Source organism: Microbacterium sp. gxy059 (genome assembly GCF_050958665.1).
Taxonomy (GTDB): Bacteria; Actinomycetota; Actinomycetes; order Actinomycetales; family Microbacteriaceae; genus Microbacterium.
This window is the reverse complement of the sequence record NZ_JAMXWT010000016.1, coordinates 32,510-55,913: the sequence shown is the minus strand read 5'-3', so window position 1 is coordinate 55,913 and position 23,404 is coordinate 32,510. Positions and strand designations below refer to the sequence as shown.

The window sequence follows — 23,404 nt, the reverse complement described above, 5'->3', positions numbered from 1 at the left end:
GGGAGCGCTCCCACCGTGTCAAGGCCGCCGTCGCGAGGACCGGGAGCCGGATCGCGCCGTACGGTGGGGGCATGGACGCCTCCGACTGGATCCCGCACCGCCGCGCGAGCGACGGCGAGCTCGTGGGATGGATCCGCCCCGCGGGCGACGGCTTCGTCGCCCTGTCGCTGTTCGCCGCGCCCCTCACGGGCGAGGTCGACTGGCTCGACGCTGAGGAGACGCTCGACGCCGAGGGGCTGTCGTGGCTCGCCGAGCCGTGGATCCTTGAGCGCGACGGACGCGGGATCCGCGTGCGGATCGTGGAGGTCTCCCCCGGGGATCCGCCCGGCACCGGGCGCGTGCAGGTGAAGACCGACGACTTCGGCGCGATCGACGTGCCCTACGAGCTGATCGACCTGCCGTGGCCGCCGCCCGCCGCGCTGCGCCCGATCCGCGACGACGAGCGCGGCATCATCCTCTGAGGGCGCCGCCTCGATCCGCACCCGTCCGCGCGGCGTACCGTGGAGGCGTGACATCCCACGAGATCGCCCGCCGGATCCGCGACGAGGCCCAGGCGGCGGGGTTCTCGCTCGATGCCGAGCAGGAGCGCCTCGTCGACGTGCTCGCCGGATCCGACGGCAGCGTCTACGTGCACGGCCCCGTGGGCCGCGGCAAGTCGTGGATCGTCGACGCGCTCTTCCGCGCCGCGGCCGGCGCGGCCGACCGCCGCCTGCACTTCCACGCCTTCCTCGACGAGCTGCACCGCGCCGTGTTCCGCCGCCAGACGGCGCTGCGCGCCGAGCGCCTCGCCGCCGACATGCGCCAGGCGCGGACCCCCTCCGACGCGAAGCCCGTCGTCCTGACGACCGGGCGGCCCGATCCGGAGACGGGCGAGGGCGTCGACGCCCTCGCGGCCGCTCCGCCGGATCGCCCGGACCCCGTCGCGCAGGCGCTCGACGACGTCACGGGCGACGCGCGGCTGCTCGTCTTCGACGAGTTCCACGTGCACGATCCGGGCGACGCGCGGCTGCTGACGCGGCTCGTCGAGCACGCGATCGACCGCGGCATCCGCATCGTCGCGACCTCGAACGACGCGGCGGAGGACCTGTTGCCCGACCCGGTCTGGCACCACCTCATGGAGCCGGGGATCCGCCTGATCCGCTCGCACTTCCGCGAGGTGCGGCTCGACGGCGGCGTCGACTACCGGCGCCCGACGGGAGGCGCGGGCTTCGCGGGAGGGCGATGGACCCCCGAAGCGCCAGGGCCCGCCCCCGACGGCGCCCGGTCGGTCGACGTGCGCGACCGCTCCTTCTCCGTGACGGCGGCGACGGACGACGAGCTGTGGGTCACGTTCGACGAGCTGTGCGTCGCCGCGACGTCGGCGATCGAGTTCCTCGACTGGGCGCGGCGCTTCCCGGCGTGGACGGTGCTCGACGTGCCGCTGTTCGACGACGTGCCGCTCTCCGCGCAGCAGCGGTTCCTCACGGTGGTCGACGTGCTCGTCGACGCCGACGTGCCCACGACCTTCGTCTCCGCGGCGCCCCTCGACGCCTTCTGCGCCGCGGCGACGGCCCGCCCCGACGCCGCCCGGCTCGTCAGCCGTCTGAACCTGCTGGCGCGGTAGGGCCGCCGAGCGCCCACGGCGTCGCCCGAGTCTGCGGATCGGGCGGGCGTGTCTCATCTTCTGCGGAAACCGGACCGCCGTACCCGCATCTCGTGAGACATCATGCGCCTGGGCCTCCCGCGCGTCAGGCCAGACCATGTCTCATCTTCTGCGGGTATGGCACGCGCATACCCGCGCATTGTGAGACACGGTATCCTCGGCCGACCACCCGTGTCCCAACTTCGGCGGGGATCGGATCCCCATTCCCGCACGTCGTGAGACACGCACCCGCCACCCCGCCGAGCGACCACGAATTCGCCGAGTGACCAAGATAATTCGTGGTCGCTCGCGGATTTCGTGGTCACTCGCGGCCCCACCCGGTTACTCGCGGGGTGCGCCTCCCCCGCGCTCCCGGCGCCGGCGGGCGATCTCGGCGCGCAGCTCGGCCTCCCGCTCCTCGCGCTCGAGGTCGGCCAGCTGCTGCTCGGTCGTGCGGGTGTCGACGGGGCGCACCGGGGCGCGCATGCGGTCGGGGAACATCGCCGACCGCACGGGCCGAGGCGCGTACTCGCGCCCGACCGCCCACCACAGCACGCCGCCGATGAACGGCAGCAGAACGACGACGAGGATCCACCCCATCTTCGGCAGGTGCTTCACCGAGGCGCTGTCGCGGAGGATCACGTCGACGAGCGTGACGACGAAGAACGCGAAGGTCACCAGACCGATGAGGTAGGGCATGAACGCATGGTATTCCGGGCGATCGGGCGGAGGAACCCTCTCCGGGAGCCGGACGCCGCATCGGCGTCGTCGCGCGACGCGGGCGCGGATAGAATCATAGGGATCCCCCGCCCGCGACATCCGGAGCTCACATATGCCCACCATCGTCGTCGACGTCATGCCCAAGGCCGAGCTGCTCGATCCGCAGGGCAAGGCCGTCACCGGCTCGCTCGCCCGCCTGGGTCACGGCGTGTTCCAGAACGTGCGCATCGGCAAGCGCGTCGAGCTCTCCGTCGAGGGCGAGGTCACCGACGCCGTGCTCGCCGAGGCGAAGACGGTCGCCGAGGAGATCCTCTCGAACTCCGTGATCGAGGACGTCGTGGGCATCGAGGTGGTCGAGTGACCGCCCGCATCGGCGTCGTCACCTTCCCCGGATCGCTCGACGACCGCGATGCGCAGCGCGCGGTCCGCCTCGCGGGCGCGGAGCCCGTGGCCCTCTGGCACGGCACCCCCGACCTGCAGGGCGTCGACGCCGTCGTGCTGCCCGGCGGATTCTCCTACGGCGACTACCTGCGCGCAGGAGCGATCGCCGCGCTCGCCCCCGTCATGGGCGAGATCCGCGACGCCGCCGAGCGGGGCATGCCCGTGCTCGGCATCTGCAACGGCTTCCAGATGCTCGTCGAGGCGCACCTGCTGCCCGGCGGCCTCATCCGCAACGCCCACCAGCAGTTCATCCGCCGCGACCAGCGCCTCGCGGTCGAGAACACGTCGACCGCCTGGACGGGCGCGTTCGATGAGGGCCAGGAGATCGTCATCCCGCTGAAGAACGCCGACGGCGGCTACATCGCCGACGCCGAGACGCTCGCCCGCATCGAGGGCGAGGGCCAGGTCGTCTTCCGCTACCAGGGTGTGAACCCCAACGGATCCGTGAACGACATCGCGGGCGTCACCAACGAGCGCGGCAACGTCGTGGGGCTCATGCCGCACCCCGAGCACGCGGTCGAGCCCGGCTTCGGCCCCGCGACCGCCGCCGCGATGCGCTCGGGCGTCGACGGCCGCGCCTTCTTCGACAGCGTGCTCCAGGCGCTCTCCCGCGCCGCCGCCTGACCGGCCTCCCGACGCCCCGCGAGCCCCCGCTCGCGGGGCGTCGCCGTGTGCGGGAGGCGGATGGCCGGATCCCAGGCCCGCTCCCGCGACCGGCGCCCGCGGTGTCGCTTCCTCGCGAGGCGGATCCCGCGGCCGCCCGGGCCCGGCCGGAACCCGCGACTGGAACCCTCGGCACCTCGCACCGCGGCGAGCAGATCGGAGGGCGCGCCCCGCGCGCGCCCGAGCAGGGCGCGGCCGGCGCGCTCGGAGCTCCCTCGCGATCATCGATCCGGCTCCGTTCGCGCGCCTTCCCGCTCATGATCCCGCGGCCCCTCGGCGCGCAGGGGCGGATCCCGCGCGCGGCCCGAGATCCCGGTGCGTGCCCGGGCCCGGCCGGCTCCGGCGCGCCTCCCCGCGCCCCGTAGGCTCGACCCGTGCGGAGAGCGATCGCGGGGATGGAGCGGCACCAGGTGGCGCTGTGCCTCGCGGCGATCGCCGTCGCGCTGGTCGGCGGATGGCTGGTGCCCGGATCCGAGCGCCTCGACGTCGCGATCGAGCCCGCGCTCGTGCTGCTGCTGTTCGCGACCTTCCTCGGCATCCCGTTCCGCCGCCTCGCGGACGGCCTCCGCGATCGGCGCTTCCTCGCGGCGCTCGCCCTCGTGAACCTCGTGGCGGCGCCCGTCGTCGCGTTCGCGCTCTCGCGGTTCGTCGCGGCGGACGACGCCCTGCTCGTCGGCGTGCTGCTCGTGCTGCTCGCCCCGTGCATCGACTACGTCATCGTGTTCGCGGGCGCCGCGGGCGGCAGCGCCGCGAAGCTGCTGTCGGCGACGCCGCTGCTCATGGCCGGGCAGATGCTGATCCTGCCCGTCTGCTTCACGCTGTTCCTCGGGCCGCGCTCGCTGGCGATGATCGACCCGGCGCCGTTCGCGCGCGCCTTCCTCCTCATGATCGCGCTGCCCCTCGCCGCGGCCGGGGTCGTGCAGCTGCTCGCTCCGCGGATCCGCGCCGTGCGCGCCGTCGAACGCGCGGGTCACGCGGTCATGGTCCCCGCGATGATGCTCGTGCTCATCGCGGTCATCGCCTCGCAGGTGCGGGCGATCGGCGGGGAGATCCGCTCGCTCTGGGTCGTCATCCCTCTGTTCGCGGCCTTCGCCGTCGCGATGTCCGCCGCGGGCGCCTGCGCGTCCCGTCTGCTCCGCCTGGACGCCGCCGACGGGCGAGCGGCGCTCTTCAGCGGCGTCACCCGCAACTCGCTCGTCGTGCTGCCGCTCGCGCTCGCGCTTCCGCTCCCCCTCGCGCCGCTCGTCGTCGTGACGCAGACGCTCGTGGAGCTCGTCGCGATGGTGCTGCTCGTGCGGCTCGCGCCCCGGATCCTCCCCGCGCGCGGAGCGGATCCGCGCCGGTAACGTGAGGGGCATGACGTCTCTCGTTGTGTCCGTCCCCACGCCGCAGCTCGCCGACGACGTGCGCGAGCGACTGGATCCGTCGCTCGACGTCGACGTCGTGCTGTGGGACGGATCCGCACCGCCCGCGCACGAGCGCATCGACCTGGTCGTGCCGCCGTACATGTGGCAGGGATCCGTCCTCCGACAGCTCGACGCGGTGCGCCCCGCCCTCGTGCAGGGGCAGGCGATCGGCTACGACGGGGTCGCGGACGTGCTGCCGGAGGGCCTCGCCTACGCGAACGCGGCGAGCGTGCACGAGACGGCCGCCGCCGAGCTCGCCGTGGGCCTCATGATCGCCGCGCTGCGAGACCTGCCGACGTACGTGCGGCAGCAGGATCGCGGCGAGTGGAGGGGACGCTGGGGCACGGGGCTCGCCGATCGGCGGATCGTCATGCTCGGCTACGGCGGGGTGGCGAAGGCCCTCGCGCGCCGGCTGGCGGGCTTCGAGGTCGACCTCGTGCCCGTCGCCTCCCGTGCCCGCGTGGAGGACGGCGTCGAGGTGCGCGGCATCGACGAGCTCGACGCGCTGCTGCCCACGGCGGAGGTGCTCGTGAACGTGCTCCCCGGCGGCCCCGAGACGCGGCAGCTCATCGACGACGCCGCGCTCGCGGCGCTGCCGGACGGCGCGCTGGTCGTCAACATCGGGCGGGGTCCGACGATCGACTCCGACGCGCTCGTCGACCATCTGCGGCGCGGGCGGATCCGCATGGCGAGCGACGTGTTCGATCCCGAGCCGCTGCCGGCGGATCACCCGCTGTGGTCGCTCGAGAACGCCCTCATCACGCCGCACGTCGGCGGCATGAGCGTAGCCATGCGCCCTCGCGTCGCCCAGCTCGTCGCCGACCAGGCGACGCGCCTCGCGCGCGGCGAGGAGCCCGCGAACGTCGTCATCCGCACCTGAGGAGACGGCGGGCGGGTCTCAGAAACGCACCGCGAATCACCCCGGCCGGGTGCGTTTCGCAGATCCGAAGCGTCCCCCTCCGGCCCGAGTCGCAGAAACTCACCCGCCCAGCGCATGGATCCGCGCGATTCACCCACCCGAAAGGATCCGCCCCAGCCCGAGTCGCAGAAACTCACCCGCCCCAGGCTGGATCCGTGCGATTCACGCACCCGAGAGGATCCACCCCGGCCCGAGTCTCAGAAGCGCACCGCGAATCACCCCGGCCGGGTGCGTTTCGCAGATCCGAAGCGTCCCCCTCCGGCCCGAGTCGCAGAAACTCACCCGCCCAGCGCATGGATCCGTGCGATTCACGCACCCGAGAGGATCCGTCCCGAGCCGAGTCGCCGAAACGCACCCGCCGGGGACGGGGTCCCGGGTCAGAGGGCCGCGGCGAGCGCCGCGCCGTGGGCGCCAGCCCAGACGCCGAGCTCCGCGGGGACCACCCGCGGCACCGTGTGGAAGGTCGCGTGCGTCCTGGCCCGTTCGACGGCGGGGTCCACCGTCCACTCCGGGGAGCGGGCGACGCCTCCCCCGATCACGACGAGGGCGGGGTCGATGAGAGCCGTCAGCTCGAGCAGAGCGCGGGCGAGCCCGTCGGCCGCGTCCTCCAGCACGGCGATCGCCGCCGCGTCCCCCGCGCGGGCCGCCTCGACGACCTCGCGGGCCGTCGCTCCGACCGGGCCCCCGCACTCCCTCCAACGGAGCCCCAGCTGGGTTCCGCCGATGAGCGTCTCGAGGCAGCCCTTCCGCCCGCACGAGCACGCGTGCTCGGCGTCGGTCACCCGCATGTGCCCGATCTCTCCCGCAGCGCCGTGCGCCCCACGGCGCACCGTGCCGTTCACGACGTGAGCCCCGGCGATTCCCGTGCCGAGAGCGATGACGAACACATCGTCGGCGTCGCGTCCGGCTCCCGCTCGCGCCTCGGCGAGCGCCGCCGCCTCGCCGTCCTGCACGGCGATGCCGGGGAAGCCCAGCAGATCGGCGAGCTCCGCCGCGGGGGCCGTTCCGTCGAGCCAGGGCAGGTTCGTGCTGCGGCCCACGACCCCCGTGACGGGGTCGAGGGTGCCGGCGATCGTCAGTCCGAATGCGTCGGCGCGAGCGGGCGCGTCGGCGACGAACTCCGCGGTCGCCGCCGAGAGCGCCGCGAGGTCGCCCGTCTCGACGGTCCCGCGCGCGAGCTCCTCCCCCGCGTCGCCGCGGAGGAGGAGCTTCGTGCGGGTCCCGCCGTAGTCGATCCCGAGGGCCGTCACGAAGACGCACCGGCGAGGGCCGCGCGGATCGCGCGGGCCTCCGCCTCGTCCGCCGTCGCGTAGCCCGACTCGCCGGCGGGTGCGCCGGATCCGAGCGACACGGTCAGCTGCTCGACGACGGTGCGCTTCGCCGAGGCGTGCACCGCGTCGACGCCCGTGGCCGCGAGCTCCGCGACGTTCTGCGAGGTGACGCCCGCGCCCGCCATGATCTGGATCCGTCCGTCGGCGTGCGCGACGAGGGCGCGCAGCTCGTCCGTCGCGTCGATCGCCCGACCGGCTCCGCCGGAGGTCAGCACGCGCGTGACGCCGAGGCCGACGAGCACGTCGAGCGCCGCCCGGCGGTCGGCCATCTGGTCGAAAGCGCGGTGGAACGTGATCTCGTGGTCGCCCACGACGTCGCGCACGCGCTCGACGAGCGCGGCGTCCACGGCGCCGTCGGCCGTGAGCCCGCCGATGACGACGCCCGCGGCGCCGAGGCGGATCGCGTGGCGCGCGTCGGCGACGACGAGGTCGCGCTCGGCGTCGTCGTAGCCGAATCCGCCCTCGCGGGGCCGGATGAGGGCGTGCACGGGGACGCCCGTGGCGGCGGCCGACTCGGTCAGCGCCGGGGACGGCGTGACGCCGCCTGTCGACAGGGCTCCCGCGAGCTCCACGCGGTCCGGACGCACGGCAACGGCGACCGCGATGCCCGTCGGGTCCTGGATGGCGATCTCGAAAGCGGTCATGCGCGTGCTCCTTCTGCCCCGACGTACTGGTCGCCCCGCAGCACCGCGGCCGACAGGTCGGGGCGCTCGCGGAACTCATCGTAGGGGAACATGGGGCGCTCGATCCGCCGGTGCCCGAGCCGCTCGAGATCCTGGTCCACGGGGCCGGGGGTGAGCGCGAGCGTCCACCCCTTCGCGGCGTCGTAGAGCGTGGGCTCGAGGTAGCCGATCTTCGTGACGACGATGTCGGCGTCGCGCACGTCGAGGCCGAGGTCGGAGAAGTCGGCGACGGCGTGGAACGCCTTGCGGAACTCCGTGACGATCGCGCGGATCCCGCCGACCCGGATCACGGCGATCCGACCGGCGGCCGGGTCGCCCTCGTGCAGGGAGACGAGCTCGCCGCGGATGCGCACGGGGTCGGACACCCGGTGGTCGACGCGGGCTCCCGCGACGACGTCGACGGCGTCGCCCGGTGCGTGCGCGAAGATCTCCTCGATCACGCCCTGGTCGAAGATCGAGGCGACGAAGACGACAGGGGCGCCCTCCCCCGTCAGCTCGGGCTTCTCGAGGAGGCGGGCGAGGGTCCAAGTGACGTCGCCGGAGCCTCCGGCGCCCGGGTTGTCGCCCGAGTCGCTGACGAAGTAGGGGCGCTCGCCCCCCGCGTCGCGGTGCGCGATGCCCGCCGCGATGCCCTCGTCGAGGGATCCCGGAGGGCCGACGAACGCGAAGTCCTCGCGCACGTCCCACAGCTCCCCGGCGATGCGCTCGGCCTCGCCGACGATCGCGTCGCGGTCGTCGCCCGTGACCATCACCGTCGCGTGGCAGCGGGGCTCGTCGGCCCAGGCGTAGCCGATCCAGATGGCCGCGTCGGCGATGCCGGCGCGCTTCTCGACCTGCTCGATCTGCGCGTAGAGGCTCTTCGCGGGCTCGACGCGCGTCGAGGTCTTCTCGCCGGGCAGCAGGATCGGCACGCGCACCCACGCGCGCAGCGGCCTCTCGTCGCGTCCGATCCACTCGACGAGAGCGCGCGCCGAGCGCTCCTTCGTCTCCCACGCGTCCTCGTGCGGGGCGAGTCGATAGCAGGTGGGCAGATCGAGCTGGAGCGCGAGCGTCTCGGACACGTTCCCGTGCAGATCCATGGGCGCGGCGATGAGCGGGTCGGGGCCGACGACCTCGCGGACGGCCGTGATGAGGTCGCCTTCGGCATCGTCCATGCCGACGACGCTCATCGCGCCGTGGATGTCGAGGTAGACGCCGTCGACGGGGCCCTCGGCGACGACGGCGCGCAGGCCGTCGACGATGCGCGCGCGGAAGTCGTCGTAGACCTCGCGCAGCACGGCGCCGCCCGGGATCGCGCGCGCCATGAACACGGGGATCCACTCGGCGGCCTCGCGCAGCGGAGCGCCCTCCGCGAGGAAGGCGTAGCGCTCGAGGAGCGCGTCGCCGGTGAGCACCGGGAAGTCGCGGTAGCCGGCGCGGTGCGCGGCGTAGGCGCTCGATTCGATGGCGATCCCGACGATCGCGATGCGGGGGTGGGACATGATCACTTCTCCAGGAGTCCGGCGCGCGCGGCTCGGCGCTCGCGCTGCGCGACGGGGTCGGGGGACGGGACCGAGGCGAGCAGCTCCTGCGTGTAGAGCTCGCGGGGAGCACGCAGCACGTCGGCGGTGCGTCCCTGCTCGACGATGCGCCCGCGGCGCATGACGACGACCCGGTCGGTGAGCTGGTTCACGACGCCGAGGTCGTGGCTCACGAAGAGGCAGCCGAAGCCGAGCTCGGCGTGCAGCGACCGCAGCACGTCGAGCACCTCGGCCTGCACCGACACGTCGAGCGCGCTCGTCGGCTCGTCCGCGACGAGCAGCCGCGGACGGAGCACGAGGGCGCGAGCCATGCCGATGCGCTGCCGCTGACCGCCCGAGAACTCGTGCGGATAGCGGGATGCGGAATCCGCGGGCAGCCGCACGGCGTCGAGCAGCTCCGCGACGCGGGCGCGGCGCTCGGCCCCGCCCATCCGGCGTCGGTGGATCGCGAGAGGCTCGGCGATCGAGTCGCCCACCGTCATCCGCGGGTCGAGAGAGCCGCCCGGGTCCTGGAAGATCACGCCGATCTCCGCGAGGAGGCGACGCGCCTGGCGCCCCCGCAGCGACGACAGCGGCTGGCCGAGCAGCGTGATCTCCCCTTCGCTCGCTCGCAGCAGCCCGAGCGCCAGTCGGCTCACCGTGGACTTGCCGGATCCCGACTCGCCGACGAGCCCGACGAACTCGCCCGCCCCCACAGCCAGATCGATGTCCTCGACGGCGGGCACATGCCGCCCGTTCACGCGGTATCCGGCGGAGACTCCGACGAGCGAGATCACGGCGTCGGCCGGCGCCTCGAACGCGTGCGGATCCTCGGCGGCGGCCTCCGCCCCGCGGAACGCGGCGGGCGGCAGCTCGGGGATCGCCGCGAGCAGGGTGCGCGTGTACGCGTGCGACGGAGCCGTGAGCACCTGCATCGCCTGCCCCGATTCGACGACCTGCCCGCGACGCATGACGAACACGCGGTCGGCGAGATCGGCGACGACGCCCATGTTGTGGGTGATGATCATGAGCCCCGTTCCGCGCTCGCGCACGAGCCGACGGAGGAGATCCAGGATCTCCGCCTGCACCGTCACGTCGAGCGCGGTCGTCGGCTCGTCGGCGATGATGACCTTCGGCTCGCACGCGAGGGCGATCGCGATGACGACGCGCTGGCGCTGTCCGCCGGACAGCTCGTGGGGGAACTGCTTCGCGCGGCGCTCCGGTTCGGGGATGCCGACCTGTCGCATGAGCTCGACCGCGCGCTCGGCGGCCTCGTCCTTCGAGGCGTCGGTGTGGTTCCGCACCGCCTCCGCGATCTGCGCGCCGAGCGTCATGGTGGGGTTGAGAGCCGTCATCGGCTCCTGGAACACCATCGACACGACGCGGCCGCGGAGGTCGTCGAGCTGAGCGGACGACGCTCCGACGACCTCCTTCTCCCCGTCGTCGTCGCGCACCCGGATCGATCCGGACGCGGCCGCGGTGCGCGGGAGGAGCCCCATCGCGGCGAACGACGTGACGCTCTTGCCGGATCCCGACTCGCCGACGAGCGCGACCACCTCGCCCGCGCGCACGTCGAGGTCGACTCCCCGCACCGCGTCCTCCTCGCGTCCGGCGAAGCGCACGCGCAGGTCGGAGATGCGCAGGACGATCTCGGCCCCGCTGACGTTCTCGTCGGTCATGCCGTCTTCCCCTTCACGTCGAACACGTCGCGCAGGCCGTCGCCGATGAAGTTGAGCGCGCAGACCACGAGGACGATCGCGATTCCCGGCGGCAGGATGAGCCACCAGGCGTTCTGGTAGATGAGCGACAGCCCGCTGTTGAGCATGGCGCCCCAGTCCGTCGCGGGAGGCTGCAGCCCCATGCCGAGGAAGCTCACGTACGCCACGAGGAGGATCGCGTCGGCCACCTGGAACGTGGCGTTGACCACGACCGTCCCCACCGTGTTGGGCACGATGTGGCGCAGCACGATGCGGGTGTGGGATCCGCCCATGGCGCGTGCGGCCACCACGTAGTCCCGCGTCTTCACCGAGAGCGACTCCGCGCGCACGAGACGCGCGGGCACGAGCCAGGACACGAGTCCGATGACGAGGATCATCATGCCCTCGCTGGGGCGGACGATGGTCGAGAGCACGAGCAGCAGGAAGATGGCGGGGATCGCGATGCCCGCGTCGACGATGCGCATCATGATCGAGTCGACGACGCCGCCGACGTAGCCGGCCACGGCTCCCCAGAGCGTGCCGATGACGGTGGCGAGGATGCCGGCGAGGATGCCGACGAGCAGCGAGGTGCGTCCCGCGATCATCAGGCGGCCGAGCACGTCGTATCCGAGCGCGTCCGTCCCGAGGGGATGGCCGTCGACGCCGGGGCGCAGGTTCGCCTCGTCGAGAGCGGTGCGCACCTGTTCGGTCGGATGGATCATCGGCCCGAGCACGACGAAGAGGACGGCGGCGACGAGGACGACGAGGCCGACCACGGCGAGGCGGTTCGCGGCGAAGCGCCTGAGGGCGGTCATGCGATGCCCCCTCGCGTACGGGGATCGAGCAGCGCCTGGATGATGTCCGCGAGCAGGGATCCCACCACGGTCGCGATCGAGATCACGAGAACGCAGCCGAGCAGCACGGGGAAGTCGCTCGACTGGGCGGCGTTCCAGAACAGCAGCCCCATCCCGGGGTAGTTGAAGAGCTGCTCGATGACGAGCGCTCCGCCGAACATGACGGGCAGCTGGTAGCCGAGCATCGCGACGACGGGCGTCAGCGAGTTGCGCAGGAGGTGCTTCGACAGCACGCGGCGGAAGGGCGTTCCCTTCGAGCGCGCGGTGCGGATGTAGTCCTCGCTGAGTCCGTCCAGCGCCGACGAGCGCATGTAGCGGCTGAAGTTGGCGACGAGCGGAATGGCTCCCGTCAGCACGGGGAGGATCAGGCGCTGCGGCTCGAGGAGGACAGCGGCGACGGTCTCCCCCTGCGGCGCGTTGGCCGGGAGGATCGCGAAGGTCTGGCTGAAGAGCATGATGAGCAGCATCCCGAGGAAGAAGCTCGGCGTGGAGTACGCGATGATCGCGAGCGTCGACAGCGTGTAGTCGGCGCCGCGATTGCGTCGCACAGCCTGGAAGATGCCGACGGGGATCGCGACCAGGAGGGCGATGACCAGAGACATGCCGGTCAGAAGCAGCGTCTTGGGGAGGCGCTGCACGATGGCGTCGGCGACGGACATGTTGAGGAGGTACGAGTCGCCGAGGTCGCCGGTGAGCAGCCGTCCGAGGAACATGCCGTACTGCTGCCACACGGGGCGGTCGAAGCCCTGCGCGTGGTTGAACGCCGCGATCTGCTCGGCCGTGGCCTGCACGCCGAGGACGCCGCGGGCGGGTCCGCCGGGGAGCATCTGCAGCAGGGCGAAGACCACGACCGTGACGACGAAGATCACGATCAGCGCCTGGCCGATGCGCCGCAGGAGGAAGAAGAGGAAGGGGTTGCGCTGGCGCGTCCCCGCGACCGGCGCCCGGAGGGCGACGGTCGCGGGGACGGCGTTCGAGGAGGAGCTCACGAGCGAGCGGTCACTCTCCCCACACCCAGCGCTGGGGGTGGAAGTTGCCGAGCGAGTCCTGCTCCGTGCCCGTCAGGCCGGTGTCGATGACGGAAACCTGGTAGACGGGGTTGGGAACCCACATGACGGGGAGGTTCTCGGCGCCGTACTCCGAGTAGGTCTGCATCGCCTCGTCGTCGCCGGCCTCGAGCGTGGCGGCCATGATCTCGTCGAACTCGGCGTCGCTGTACGATCCGAAGTTGCTCGCGGCGCCGGTGGCGAACAGGCGCTCGCCCGACGGATAGGCGTTGAAGTACCACGATCCCGCCGTGCCGAAGAACGGCAGCTCCCACGTGCAGTCGGCGGCGTCGGCCTCGCAGGGGGCGATCGATCCGAGCACCGTGTTGAGCGGAGCGGACTCGATCGTCACGCCCACGCCGGCCTCCTCGAAGGTCGACTTCATCTCGGCGAACATGTTGTCGGTCTCGGTGGACCCGCTCTGCGTGAAGATCGTGATCGACAGCTTCTGCCCGTCGGCGATCCCCTCGCCGCAGTCGGAGCCGGTCTCGCAGACGTACACGCCGTCGGATCCGAGGGTCCAGCCGTTGTCCTCGAGGAGTCCCTGCGCGGCGTCCGGGTCGAACGGATACGGGTTCTCCCGCTGCGCGTCCGAGAGGAACTTGTTGTCCGGGTTCTGCGGCACGGGTCCGTATCCGGGGTTCGCGGCGCCGTGCCAGACGACCTCGGAGATGGTGTCCTGGTCGATGAGGTGCTGCAGCGCCTGACGCACGTAGAGCTGCGAGTAGACGGGGCCCATCTCGGGGTGGTTGAAGTTGTAGGGCAGGTAGGTGATCGCCCAGCCGTCCCAGTTGACGACCTCGTAGCCGAGGTCCTCGTACTGCTTCGCGTTGCTGAGCTCGCTCGTCGGGATGTACCCGTAGTCGACCTCGCCCGCGCGCACCGCCGCCACCTCGGCATCCGCGCTCGTGTACGGGAGGAAGTTGATGGTGGGGATGCCCGCGGCGTCCTCGCCGTCGTACGCCTCGTTCTCGACGAGGGTCATGCGCCCGGAGTCGCTGAACGAGCCGAGTCCGTACGGTCCGCTGAGGGTGTCGAACAGCGGGTTGCCTTCGTAGCCGGAGAGGTCCTCGCCCTCGGCGATGAGGTAGTCCCAGATCGCCTTCGCGCCCTCCTCCGTCTGCGACAGCTCGGGATCGGGCTCTCCGCCGTCCTCCGTGATGCTCCACGCGTGCGAGGGGATCGGAACGATGAGCGTGAGCTGCGACGCGAGCATCCACTCCTCGTTGTACGGCTTGTCGAAGGTGAGGACGACGGTGCTCTCGTCGGGCGTCTCGACGCTCGCGATGTTGTCGGGGAGCGCGCCCTCGCGGTAGCTGGCCCAGTCGGCCTTGTTCGCCGAGACGAGATCGAACCAGAAGGCCACGTCGGCCGAGGTGATCGGCTCGCCGTCGGACCAGGTGCGCTCGTCGAGCGTGATCTCGACGGACATGTCGTCGTCGGCGAAGGTGATCTCGTTCGCGAGATCCGCCGTCGGCACGCGGTCGACGGTGCCCATCGAGCCGTCGTACGCGACGAGCGGCTCGAACAGCGAGCGGATCAGCGACGCGTTGTGCGTGGCGAGCTTGCCCGAGATGCCCAGGGGCACGAGCCAGTTGGGCGTCGCGTTCGCGGGAAGGGCGTAGTTGAGCTCGTCGGGGGTGTCCCCCGAAGCGCTCCCGTCGCCCCCGCCGGCGCAGCCGGCGACGAGTGCGACGGTGGCGACGAGCCCGGCGACGGCCGCACCGGCCCTCCGGCCCGTCGTGGCGAGATCGGTTCGCATGGATGCCTCCTGGGTGTCCGCGCGGCTGTGCGCGGAGATGTGTGGCGGATGAACATCGATTACGGTAACTGAAATAAGTTCATCCGGGAAACACATTAAGAGTGACGATCCTGTTACGCCAGATCCGAAAGAAGTTGTGGATCTCGTACACTCGATGAACATCGCCGCCCCGAGGACCCAGGAGCCGCACGACGCCATGCCCCGCATCAGCTCCAGCGCCGCAGAGAACAACGTCCTCGCCGCGATCGGCTCCGGCCGGGCGAGGTCCCGTCGCGAGATCGCCACCCTCCTCGGACTCTCCGCCTCCACCGTCTCGCAGCACGTGCAGTCCCTCATCGCGAAGGAGCTCGTCGAGGAGGGCGAGAGTCGGCAGTCGAACGGAGGGCGCCGCGCCCGGGAGCTGCGCCTCGCCGGAGACGTCGGCCAGCTCGGGGCGATCGACCTCGGCGGCACCCACGCGCGCATCGGCATCGCCCGTCGAGGCGGCGGGATCGTCGCGACGCGCGAGTTCCCCGTCGCCCTGGCCGACGGGCCCGAGGCGGTGCTCACCCGCATCGGCGAGGAGCTCGTCGACCTCGCCGGGGGCGCGTCCCTCGCCGGCGCAGGCATCTCGCTGCCCGGTCCCGTCGACGCGCGGACGCAGGGGGTGATCAACCCCTCTCGCATGCCCGGGTGGAGCGGCGTCGACGTCGCGGCTCTCCTGTCGGAGATCACCGGAGCCCCGGCCGTGGTCGAGAACGACGCGAACGCGATGGCGCTCGGCGAGCACTTCGCGCGCGCGGATCGTCCCGAGGGCACCATCACCGTCAAGGCGGGGACGGCCATCGGCACGGGGATCGTGATCGCCGGAGAGGTGTATCGCGGCTCGGCGGGCGCCGCGGGCGACATCACCCACACCCGCGTCGCGGCGGCGGGAGACATTCCCTGCTCCTGCGGGAACCTCGGCTGCCTCGAGACCGTCGCCTCGGGCGCCGCCCTCGTGCGGCTGCTCGGCGAACGCGGCGTGGATGTGTCGACGACGGCGGAGGTGGTCCGCCTCGTGCGCGACGGCGACCCGACCGCGACTCCGCTCGCCCGCGCGGCGGGCCGTCACCTCGGGGAGGTGCTCAGCGCCATCGCGAACTTCTTCAACCCCGGAGCGATCTATCTGGGCGGAGCCCTCTCCTCCCTCGAGCCCTTCGTCTCGGCCGTGCGCAGCCAGATCTACGAGGGCGCGCACCCCCTCATCACGCGCGACCTCGACATCAGCCCGGCGGTGCTCGGCCCCGACGCCACCCTCGTCGGCGTCTCCCGTCAGGTGAACGAGCAGCTCGCCCGCCGCCTGCAGGGGTGAGCCGCCCGCACCGGCTCACCGCCGCCGGGCTCCCGAGCATCTCCAGGGGTGCCCTCTGAGGCGCGAGCCTCGAACACACGGCCCGAGAGATCCGATGTCTATGTCAGGATGTCCGGATGAACACCGACAGGGGACGCGACTGGTTCGATGACGCGAGGTTCGGCCTCTTCGTGCACTTCGGGGCGTACAGCGTCGCGGCGCGGCACGAGTGGGTGCAGACCTACGAGCGCCTGTCCGACGAGGAGTACCTGCCCTACGTCGCGCACTTCGATCCGGATCTGTTCGACGCCGTCGACATCGCCCGCACCGCGAAGCGCGCCGGCGCCGGATACGTGGTGCTCACGACGAAGCATCACGAGGGCTTCGCGCTCTGGGACACGGCCGAGAGCGACTTCTCCTCCCCGCGGGCGTGCGGCCGCGACCTCGTCCGGGAGTTCGTCGACGCCGTCCGCGCGGAGGGCCTGCGCGTCGGCTTCTACTTCTCGCTGCTCGACTGGCACCACCCCGACTTCCTGGTGGACGGGAACCATCCGCGACGCGACGACCCCGACGCGCACGCCCTCAACGCGGGGCGCGATCCGGAGCGATACCGGCGGTTCCTGCACGCCCAGGTGCGCGAGCTGCTCACCGGGTACGGAGCGATTGACTACCTCTTCTTCGACTTCTCGTACCCGGAGGAGAAGGACGGCTGGGCGGGCAAGGGCCCGGAGGACTGGGGATCCGAGGAGCTGCTCGCGATGTGTCGGGAGCTGCAGCCCCGGATGCTGGTCAACGACCGCCTCGGGATCCCGGGCGACTTCGTCACCCCCGAGCAGTACCAGCCCACGGAGCCCGTCGTCCGCGACGGCCGCCGCGTGAGGTGGGAGGCGTGCCAGACGATGAACGGCTCCTGGGGCTACCACCGCGACAACCTCGACCAGAAGTCGGCGAGGCTCCTCACCGAGATGCTCGTCGCCTCCGTGTCGATGGACGGCGGCATGCTGCTGAACATCGGCCCCGACGGACGCGGCGCGATCGCTCCGCGCGACCGGGCAGTGCTCGACGAGATCTCGGAGTGGATGCGCCTGCACCGCGGGGCGATCACGGGGGCCGGCCACACGCCCCTCGCCCCTCCCCGGGAGGGCGTGTACACCCGTCGCGGAGACCGCCTCTTCCTGCACCTGACAACCTGGCCGCTCGGCGCCGTGCATCTGCCGGGCCTCGCGGGCCGCGTGGAGTTCGCGCGGCTGCTGAACGACGGATCCTGGCTGCGCACGTCGGTCTCGGAGCCCGACGCGGAGGCCACGCAGATGGCGCCCTCCGGCCAGCCGTCCGGCACCCTCACGGTGCACCTGCCGACGCAGCGGCCGGACGCGCTCATCCCGGTCGTGGAGCTGACGCTGTCCGGGGACGCCGCGATCGACTGATCTCCTCACCCGAGGGCCCCGCGACGCGCCGCGGGACCCTCGGCGTTCGCCCGGGCTGTTTCTTGACGATTAAACGTCAGACCAATCTCTTGGCGCGCGGTCGGAACTCTGATAGGAAACCTTCTACAGAAACCCGAATCCACTTCCTTCGCTTCCGCAAGAAGTTGACCAGTCGTCCGTGGGCGCCGTGCATGTGCTGGCGATGGATCCTGCCGCCGGATCCCTCGAGCTGCCGAGCGAGCTCGCGGGCCGCGCCGCGCGGTGGAGCGACGGCTCGGACGCCACGCTGGAGGGCGGCGCGGTGCGCATCCCGGATGCGCTGCGCGCGCAGCCGGTGGCCGCGCTGCGCGTCACCACGGACTGAGCCGCGCCGCGAGGGGCCGCCGGGATCACATCCCGGCGGCCCCTTCGCCGTCCCCGGCCGCGTCGCCCCGCCCTGGCTCGCGCGGCCCGGCCCGGCCGCCCCTTCCGCACTGCCCCGTCCGGCTCGCGAGTGGCGCAGTTTCTCGCGAGTGGCGCAGAAATAGGGCCGAACATCTGCGCCACTCGCGAATGTCTGCGCCACTCGCGAGCCTCCTACCCGCCCCGTGTCACCTCCCGTTCACCGCCGCGCCACCGGGCGCCGCTACCGTGCCGCGCGTCCCTTCCGACCCTCGTCGAGGAAAGAGCGCAATGCCCCACGCCTCCGTGGCGCGCCGCCGCTCGACCCGCCCCGTCGCCCTCGCGACGAGCGCGGTCGTGCTCGCGTCGTGCCTCAGCCTGTCCTCCGTCTCCGCCCTCGCGGCGGCCGACGACCCGCCCGCCGTGTTCGTCTCCGAGGTCGTCGCCGACAACGTCGGAGACGACCACTTCGAGTACTTCGAGGTGACGAACACCTCGGACGCGCCCGTCTCGCTCGCCGACGAGGGGATCGGGTTCTCGTACGCCTACTCCGACGACACCGCAGGCTCGTCGGTCGACCTCGCCGTCGAGGAGGACGTGACGATCGAGGCCGGCGAGTCCGTCGTCTTCTGGCTCAGCTACGCGTCGGAGAAGGTCGACTCGTTCGCGCACACGGTCGACGACTTCCGCGAGCACACGGGCGCCGACGCCGACGCTCGGGTCGTGCGCGTGACCGGGCAGAGCGGCATGGCCAACGGCGGCGAGCGCGCGATCCGCGTCGTCGACGAGTCCGGCGTGCTGACCTGGTCGTTCTTCCCCGGCGGGTCGATGGGCGCGGGGTCGGGCGTCGACTTCCAGGCGCCGGGCGGATCCGGAGCGCCGTCGGCCGTGCTGCGCGCCCAGACCCCGTACACGCCCGGCGTCGTCGCCGACGACCAGCTCGTGCCCGGCGACGTGCCGGTCCCGGAGGATCCGGACGACATCGGCGAGCTCGCCCCCGATCCCGATCTCGAGGCCGCTCCCCTGCAGATCACGGAGCTGCTGCCGGACTCGACGAACGTCGGCGGCAGCGACGGCTACGAGTTCATCGAGGTGTTCAACGCCTCGAGCGAGCCGGTCGACTTCGGCGACTACGCCCTCACCTACCTCTATCCGCAGGACGAGAACGTCAACACGAACGAGGCGCTCTGGCCGGCCGAGCCGTCCGACGTCGTCATCCCCTCCGGGGAGACGCTCGTGCTGTGGGTGAAGAACGGCCCCAACGACGAGCTCGGCGACGCCGACTTCAACGCGCACTTCGGCAGCGACCTGACGCTCGGCGAGGATCTCGTGGAGATCTCGAGCGCGGGCATGGCCAACGGGTCGGCGCGCGGCATCGCGATCCGCACGAACACCGGGTTCCCCGTCAACCGCGCCTACTACAACATGGCGGGCGCGTCGGATGTCCAGCCGGATCAGGGGATCCGCTACACGGGCACGGACGACGCCGGGCTGCAGCGGATCGCCGACGTCCGCCCCGCGTCGCCGGGCCGGGTGCAGGTCGACCAGGTCGCCGACGGCCTCGTCGTGCCGCCGGCCGACGAGGCTGCTCCCGTCGTCGACGACCGCACGGTCTCCGAGATCGATCCGTCCGCCGACTTCGAGCTCGACCTCGGCGTCACGGACGACGTGCAGGTGCGCACCGTCACGGTCGAGCTGCGCAACGACATCGACGAGGATCCGCAGATCCTGAACCTCGTGCACGCCGGCGACGACGCCTACCGCCACGCGGTGGCGGCCGCCGACCTCACGGGCAAGACCTGGTACGAGTACACCGTGACCGCCTCGGACGGGCGGAACGAGACGACGACCGAGGCGCGGCGCGTTCCCGTCGCGGGCGCCGACACCGCACCGGTGCGGCTGAACGTCGCCGACGGCGATCTCGTGGGCGGCACGCACACCGTGTCCGCGGCGAGCGACGCGTACCCCTCGCCCCTCGACCTCGCGATCGACGGCGAGAGCGTCGAGACCCGCGCCTCGCTCGAGAGGGAGCCGGTGTTCGCGTTCGAGGTGTCGCAGACCGACTTCTACTTCCGCAACGGCGTGCGCATCGGCGAGGACATCCTCCACATCTTCGACGAGGGCACCTACGAGCGCACCGAGACGATCTCGGTGCCCGTCTCCCTCTCGTACGTCGAGCAGGGCGAGCCGCTCACGGTGAGCGTCTGGGCGGGAACGAAGGCCGGCCCGTGGATCGACGAGGACGAGAACAACGACGACTTCGTGATGTCGGGCATGCGACTCGTGCTGCCGGACGGGCGCACGCTGCGTCCCGCCGGCTACGACGACCCGACCCGGATCATCCAGATGGGCGACAGCCCCGGGAAGCACGACTTCTGGGACGCGGAGTTCGCGCTGCCGGACGACGCCTACACCGCCGTCGCGAACGACTGGGACACGACCGCCGTCGGCGACGGATCCCATGCCGTGTCCGCGACGGACGGCGCCGAGTCGGCCGCGGCCGACGTCGTGGTCGACAACACCGCGCCCGAGATCGTCCCCTCGATCGAGGCGGGTCGCGTCTACCAGGGCGAGATCGTGCTCGACGCCGAGGTGGCCGACGCACACGAGACCGACGTCGTCGCGCTGTTCGACGGCGAGCGCGTCGAGCTGGGCCACACGACCTCGTCGGCCGAGCTCGAGGCGGGCGAGCACGTGTTCACCGTCTCGGCGACAGACCCTGTCGGCAACACCTCCGAGGTCTCGGTGCCGTTCGCGGTTCCCGAGGAGGATCCGGGATCCGACGGCTTCGCGCCGGACGACGGATCCGAGGTCGAGGCGGGCGACGTGATCCTCCAGGCCCGGGTCGACGACCCGACGGACGACGTGGTCGACGCCTCGTTCCGGGTCGGGCACCGCGCCGATCTCGGCGACGAGGCGATCCGCGCCGCCTCGGGCGCGACCCGCGACGCGCAGGCTCTCGAGCGGGCCGAGCCGGTCGCGACGAGCGACCTCGACGTGACGGACGGGCTCGAGCCGATCGCGAGCGACGACGCGCTGCCGTACCAGGTGTTCGACGTCGACGTCCCGGCCGATGCCGGCGACGAAGCGACCGCGCGCCTCAGCTGGAGCGGCACGGCCGACGCCGACGCGCAGGTGATCCTGTACGCGCTGACGGCCGACGGCTCTTCGTGGACCGAGGTGGCGCGCCACCTCACGGCCGACGACGACGAGGAGTTCTCGCTCGAGGGATCCGTGCCGCTCTCAGAGCATGCGTCGGGCGACCGGATCCGCGTGCTCGTGCAGCACTCGGAGGGCTTCGCGGGCGAGGATCTCTCGACGCGCGAGACCGCCGTGGAGCCGCGCCACCCTGACGACACCCCGCGCTCGGAGTACGACTTCACGATCGCGTGGGAGTCGGACACGCAGTACTACAACGAGGAGTTCTACGAGCACCAGGTCGCGATCCACGACTACGTGCTGGATCAGCGCGAGGCGCAGAACATCCAGTACCTCATCCACACGGGCGACATCGTGGACGACTGGGATCAGCAGTACCAGTGGGACAACGCGACGGCCGAGTATCAGCGCCTGGATGACGCGGCGCTGCCCTACGGCGTGCTCGCCGGCAACCACGACGTGGCGCACGGCAGCAGCGACTACGCCGAGTTCTCGCGGCACTTCGGCGCGTGGCGGTACGAGGACAACCCCTGGTACGGCGAGTCCTTCGAGGACAACCGCGGCCACTACGACCTGTTCTCGGCCGGCGGGGTCGACTTCATCGCCCTCTACATGGGATGGGATCCGCAGCAGCAGGCGATCGACTGGATGAACGAGGTGCTCGCCGCGCACCCGGAGCGCGTGGCGATCATCAACCTGCACGAGTTCATGCTGACCACCGGCGGCCTCGGCCCCGTTCCGCAGCAGATCATGGACGAGGTCGTCGCGACCAACCCCAACGTGCGGCTGGTGTTCTCCGGGCACTATCACGACGCGTTCACCCGCGTCGACGAGTTCGACGACGACGGCGACGGCGCTCCCGATCGCACGGTGCACTCGATGCTGTTCGACTATCAGGGCCTGCCAGAGGGCGGGCAGGGGTACCTGCGTCTGCTGCAGTTCGACAATCGGGATGCTCAGATGCGCGTGCGCACCTTCTCGCCCTCGCTCGAGCGCTACAACTCCGACGAGCCGAGCCTGCTCGGGCCGGAGGAGGATCCGTACATGTACCAGGACTTCGTCGTGTCGTACGACGCCCTGGGCATCGCGCCGAGCGACAAGCGCCTCGCGACGAGCGCCTTCCGCGCGGAGGTGCTGACGACCGACGAGATCGGCGTCGACGAGCGCCTCGCGAGCGGGTCGGTTGCGACGGCGACGTGGACGCTCGACGAGCCAGGCGAGTACGGCTGGTACGTGCGCACGACCGACGACCACGGCGGCGCCTCGTCGTCGGCGGTGCAGCGGTTCTCGCTCGTCGAGGTGACGGAGGAGCCGGAGCCCGTGACGCCGTCGCTGGTCGTGGGCGCGGACAGCGTGCGCGCCGGCGAGACGGTGCGGGTGAGCGTCGAGGACTTCCCGCCGTCGTCCGAGGTGATGTTCTCGCTCGACGCGGACGGCGCGGAGCGGCAGGCGCTGTTCGCGGCGACGTCGTACGACGGATCCCCCGTGGGCTCGCTCACGACCGACGCCGCGGGCCGCGCGACCGGCGGCCTGACGATCCCCGCGGACGCGGAGCCGGGCGAGTACACGCTCTGGGCCGTGTCGGGCGACGTCGAGGCGAGCGCTCCGCTCGCGGTGCTCGACAGCTCGTCGGGCGGCGGCGGAGGCTCCGAGGACGGCGACGACGCGGGCGAATCGGGCGCCGAGGACGGGTCGTCGGAGGACGGCGCGGAATCGGGTGCCGACGACACAGGACCCGATGGTGCCGAGTCGGGCGTCGAGGACGGCGGTTCCGGGTCCGACGGCGCGGAGTCGGGTGCCGACGCGGATGCCGCGGACGGCGGATCCGACGAGGCGGCACCGGCGGACGACGCGGGTTCCGACCACGCGGAGCCGGGTGCCGAGGACGACGCGGCATCGAACGGCTCGGAGGCGGGCGGCTCCGGATCCGGCGCGGACGACGGCGGCGGATCCGCGGACGCGGGTGCCGAGGCCGGCGAGTCCGACGGCTCGGGCCTCAGCCCGACGGGCGGCGCGGCGCCGCTCGCGCTGCTGGGCCTCGGCGGCATGCTGCTGCTCGCGGCGGGCGCGCTGCTCGCGCTGCATCGCCGCCGCGCGGCGAGCTGACGCACGACCACAGAGGGGCCGTCGGGATCACATCCCGGCGGCCCCTTCGCCGTGTCCACGCAGGCTGGCCCCGCCCGCGAAACCCCGTCCGGCCAGACCCGCCCGGCGGCCCCGTCCGGCTCGCGAGTGGCGCAGTTTCTCGCGAGTGGCGCAGAAATAAGGCCGAACATCTGCGCCGCTCGCGAATGTCTGCGCCACTCGCGAGCCCCATGCCCCGCCCCGCCAGACCCGTGCGACGCCCCTGGCGAGCGGAGCGGTGTCGGATCCGCGGACGCTGGCTCGGGTCTGGCGGGCGAGCGAGGAACGAGCGAGCGGGACGCGTCCGCGGATCCGACACCGCGCAGCGGACCTCACCACCGCCACCGCCACCGCCACCG

General features: G+C 72.1%; 18 protein-coding genes. 10 read left to right on the top strand and 8 right to left on the bottom strand.

What is annotated here, in order from left to right:
• The first annotated feature begins 71 nt into the window (after positions 1-71).
• Positions 72-461 carry a hypothetical protein gene (locus NHL53_RS10310; RefSeq protein ID WP_433776780.1) on the top strand — a complete coding sequence of 130 codons (390 nt, stop codon included), beginning with the start codon at positions 72-74 and terminating at the stop codon, positions 459-461.
• A 47-nt stretch (positions 462-508) separates the two neighbouring features.
• The gene (zapE, locus tag NHL53_RS10305; protein WP_433776779.1) at positions 509-1,603 is read left to right on the top strand and encodes a cell division protein ZapE; all 1,095 of its coding nucleotides are present in this window, start codon (positions 509-511) and stop codon (positions 1,601-1,603) included.
• 360 nt (positions 1,604-1,963) lie between these two features.
• Here zapE and NHL53_RS10300 read toward each other — a convergent pair whose 3' ends face one another.
• Positions 1,964-2,320: a PLD nuclease N-terminal domain-containing protein gene (locus NHL53_RS10300; RefSeq protein ID WP_433776778.1), complete on the bottom strand. Its 357-nt coding sequence runs from the start codon at positions 2,318-2,320 to the stop codon at positions 1,964-1,966.
• Positions 2,321-2,453: 133 nt separating this feature from the next.
• On the opposite strand from NHL53_RS10300, the gene purS reads away from it, so the two are divergent.
• From purS to NHL53_RS10280, 4 genes are all read left to right on the top strand, one after another.
• On the top strand, positions 2,454-2,702 hold the full coding sequence (purS, locus tag NHL53_RS10295) for a phosphoribosylformylglycinamidine synthase subunit PurS (RefSeq protein WP_433776777.1): 249 nt from the start codon (positions 2,454-2,456) through the stop codon (positions 2,700-2,702).
• On the top strand, positions 2,699-3,406 hold the full coding sequence (purQ, locus tag NHL53_RS10290; RefSeq protein ID WP_433776776.1) for a phosphoribosylformylglycinamidine synthase subunit PurQ: 708 nt from the start codon (positions 2,699-2,701) through the stop codon (positions 3,404-3,406). Before purS ends, purQ begins: the two co-directional genes overlap by 4 nt.
• Before the next feature lie 413 nt (positions 3,407-3,819).
• On the top strand, positions 3,820-4,791 hold the full coding sequence (locus NHL53_RS10285; RefSeq protein ID WP_433776775.1) for an arsenic resistance protein: 972 nt from the start codon (positions 3,820-3,822) through the stop codon (positions 4,789-4,791).
• A 10-nt stretch (positions 4,792-4,801) separates the two neighbouring features.
• Positions 4,802-5,731, top strand: coding sequence for a 2-hydroxyacid dehydrogenase (locus NHL53_RS10280; protein ID WP_433776774.1), 930 nt, complete (start codon positions 4,802-4,804; stop codon positions 5,729-5,731).
• Positions 5,732-6,147: 416 nt separating this feature from the next.
• Here the strand turns inward: NHL53_RS10280 and NHL53_RS10275 are convergent, their stop codons facing one another.
• From NHL53_RS10275 to NHL53_RS10245, 7 genes are read right to left on the bottom strand one after another with little or no spacing between them, the layout of a single operon-like run.
• A complete protein-coding gene (locus tag NHL53_RS10275) occupies positions 6,148-7,020 on the bottom strand; it encodes an ROK family protein (protein ID WP_433776773.1) in 873 nt (290 codons plus the stop codon).
• Complete coding sequence (locus NHL53_RS10270) at positions 7,017-7,745, bottom strand: copper homeostasis protein CutC (protein ID WP_433776772.1); 729 nt, start codon at positions 7,743-7,745, stop codon at positions 7,017-7,019. The genes NHL53_RS10275 and NHL53_RS10270 overlap by 4 nt, the downstream gene beginning before the upstream one ends.
• Positions 7,742-9,265, bottom strand: coding sequence for a M81 family metallopeptidase (locus NHL53_RS10265; protein WP_433776771.1), 1,524 nt, complete (start codon positions 9,263-9,265; stop codon positions 7,742-7,744). The genes NHL53_RS10270 and NHL53_RS10265 overlap by 4 nt, the downstream gene beginning before the upstream one ends.
• 2 nt (positions 9,266-9,267) lie before the next feature.
• Entirely contained in the window at positions 9,268-10,962 is a 1,695-nt protein-coding gene (locus NHL53_RS10260) for an ABC transporter ATP-binding protein (RefSeq protein ID WP_433776770.1), read from the bottom strand.
• Positions 10,959-11,795 (bottom strand): ABC transporter permease, encoded by an 837-nt coding sequence (locus NHL53_RS10255; protein WP_433776769.1) that lies wholly within the window; start codon positions 11,793-11,795, stop codon positions 10,959-10,961. The genes NHL53_RS10260 and NHL53_RS10255 overlap by 4 nt, the downstream gene beginning before the upstream one ends.
• The gene (locus NHL53_RS10250) at positions 11,792-12,823 is read right to left on the bottom strand and encodes an ABC transporter permease (protein WP_433776768.1); all 1,032 of its coding nucleotides are present in this window, start codon (positions 12,821-12,823) and stop codon (positions 11,792-11,794) included. Before NHL53_RS10250 ends, NHL53_RS10255 begins: the two co-directional genes overlap by 4 nt.
• A 10-nt stretch (positions 12,824-12,833) precedes the next feature.
• Positions 12,834-14,642: a peptide ABC transporter substrate-binding protein gene (locus NHL53_RS10245; RefSeq protein WP_433776767.1), complete on the bottom strand. Its 1,809-nt coding sequence runs from the start codon at positions 14,640-14,642 to the stop codon at positions 12,834-12,836.
• A 154-nt stretch (positions 14,643-14,796) separates the two neighbouring features.
• On the opposite strand from NHL53_RS10245, the gene NHL53_RS10240 reads away from it, so the two are divergent.
• From NHL53_RS10240 to NHL53_RS10225, 4 genes are all read left to right on the top strand, one after another.
• Positions 14,797-15,975, top strand: a complete 1,179-nt coding sequence (locus tag NHL53_RS10240; RefSeq protein ID WP_433776766.1) for an ROK family transcriptional regulator — start codon at positions 14,797-14,799, stop codon at positions 15,973-15,975.
• Between the two features lie 116 nt (positions 15,976-16,091).
• On the top strand, positions 16,092-17,381 hold the full coding sequence (locus NHL53_RS10235) for an alpha-L-fucosidase (protein ID WP_433776765.1): 1,290 nt from the start codon (positions 16,092-16,094) through the stop codon (positions 17,379-17,381).
• 178 nt (positions 17,382-17,559) lie between these two features.
• Positions 17,560-17,745, top strand: coding sequence for a hypothetical protein (locus tag NHL53_RS10230; protein ID WP_433776764.1), 186 nt, complete (start codon positions 17,560-17,562; stop codon positions 17,743-17,745).
• 308 nt (positions 17,746-18,053) lie between these two features.
• Positions 18,054-23,027 carry a metallophosphoesterase gene (locus NHL53_RS10225; RefSeq protein ID WP_433776763.1) on the top strand — a complete coding sequence of 1,658 codons (4,974 nt, stop codon included), beginning with the start codon at positions 18,054-18,056 and terminating at the stop codon, positions 23,025-23,027.
• The last annotated feature ends 377 nt before the right edge of the window (positions 23,028-23,404 follow it).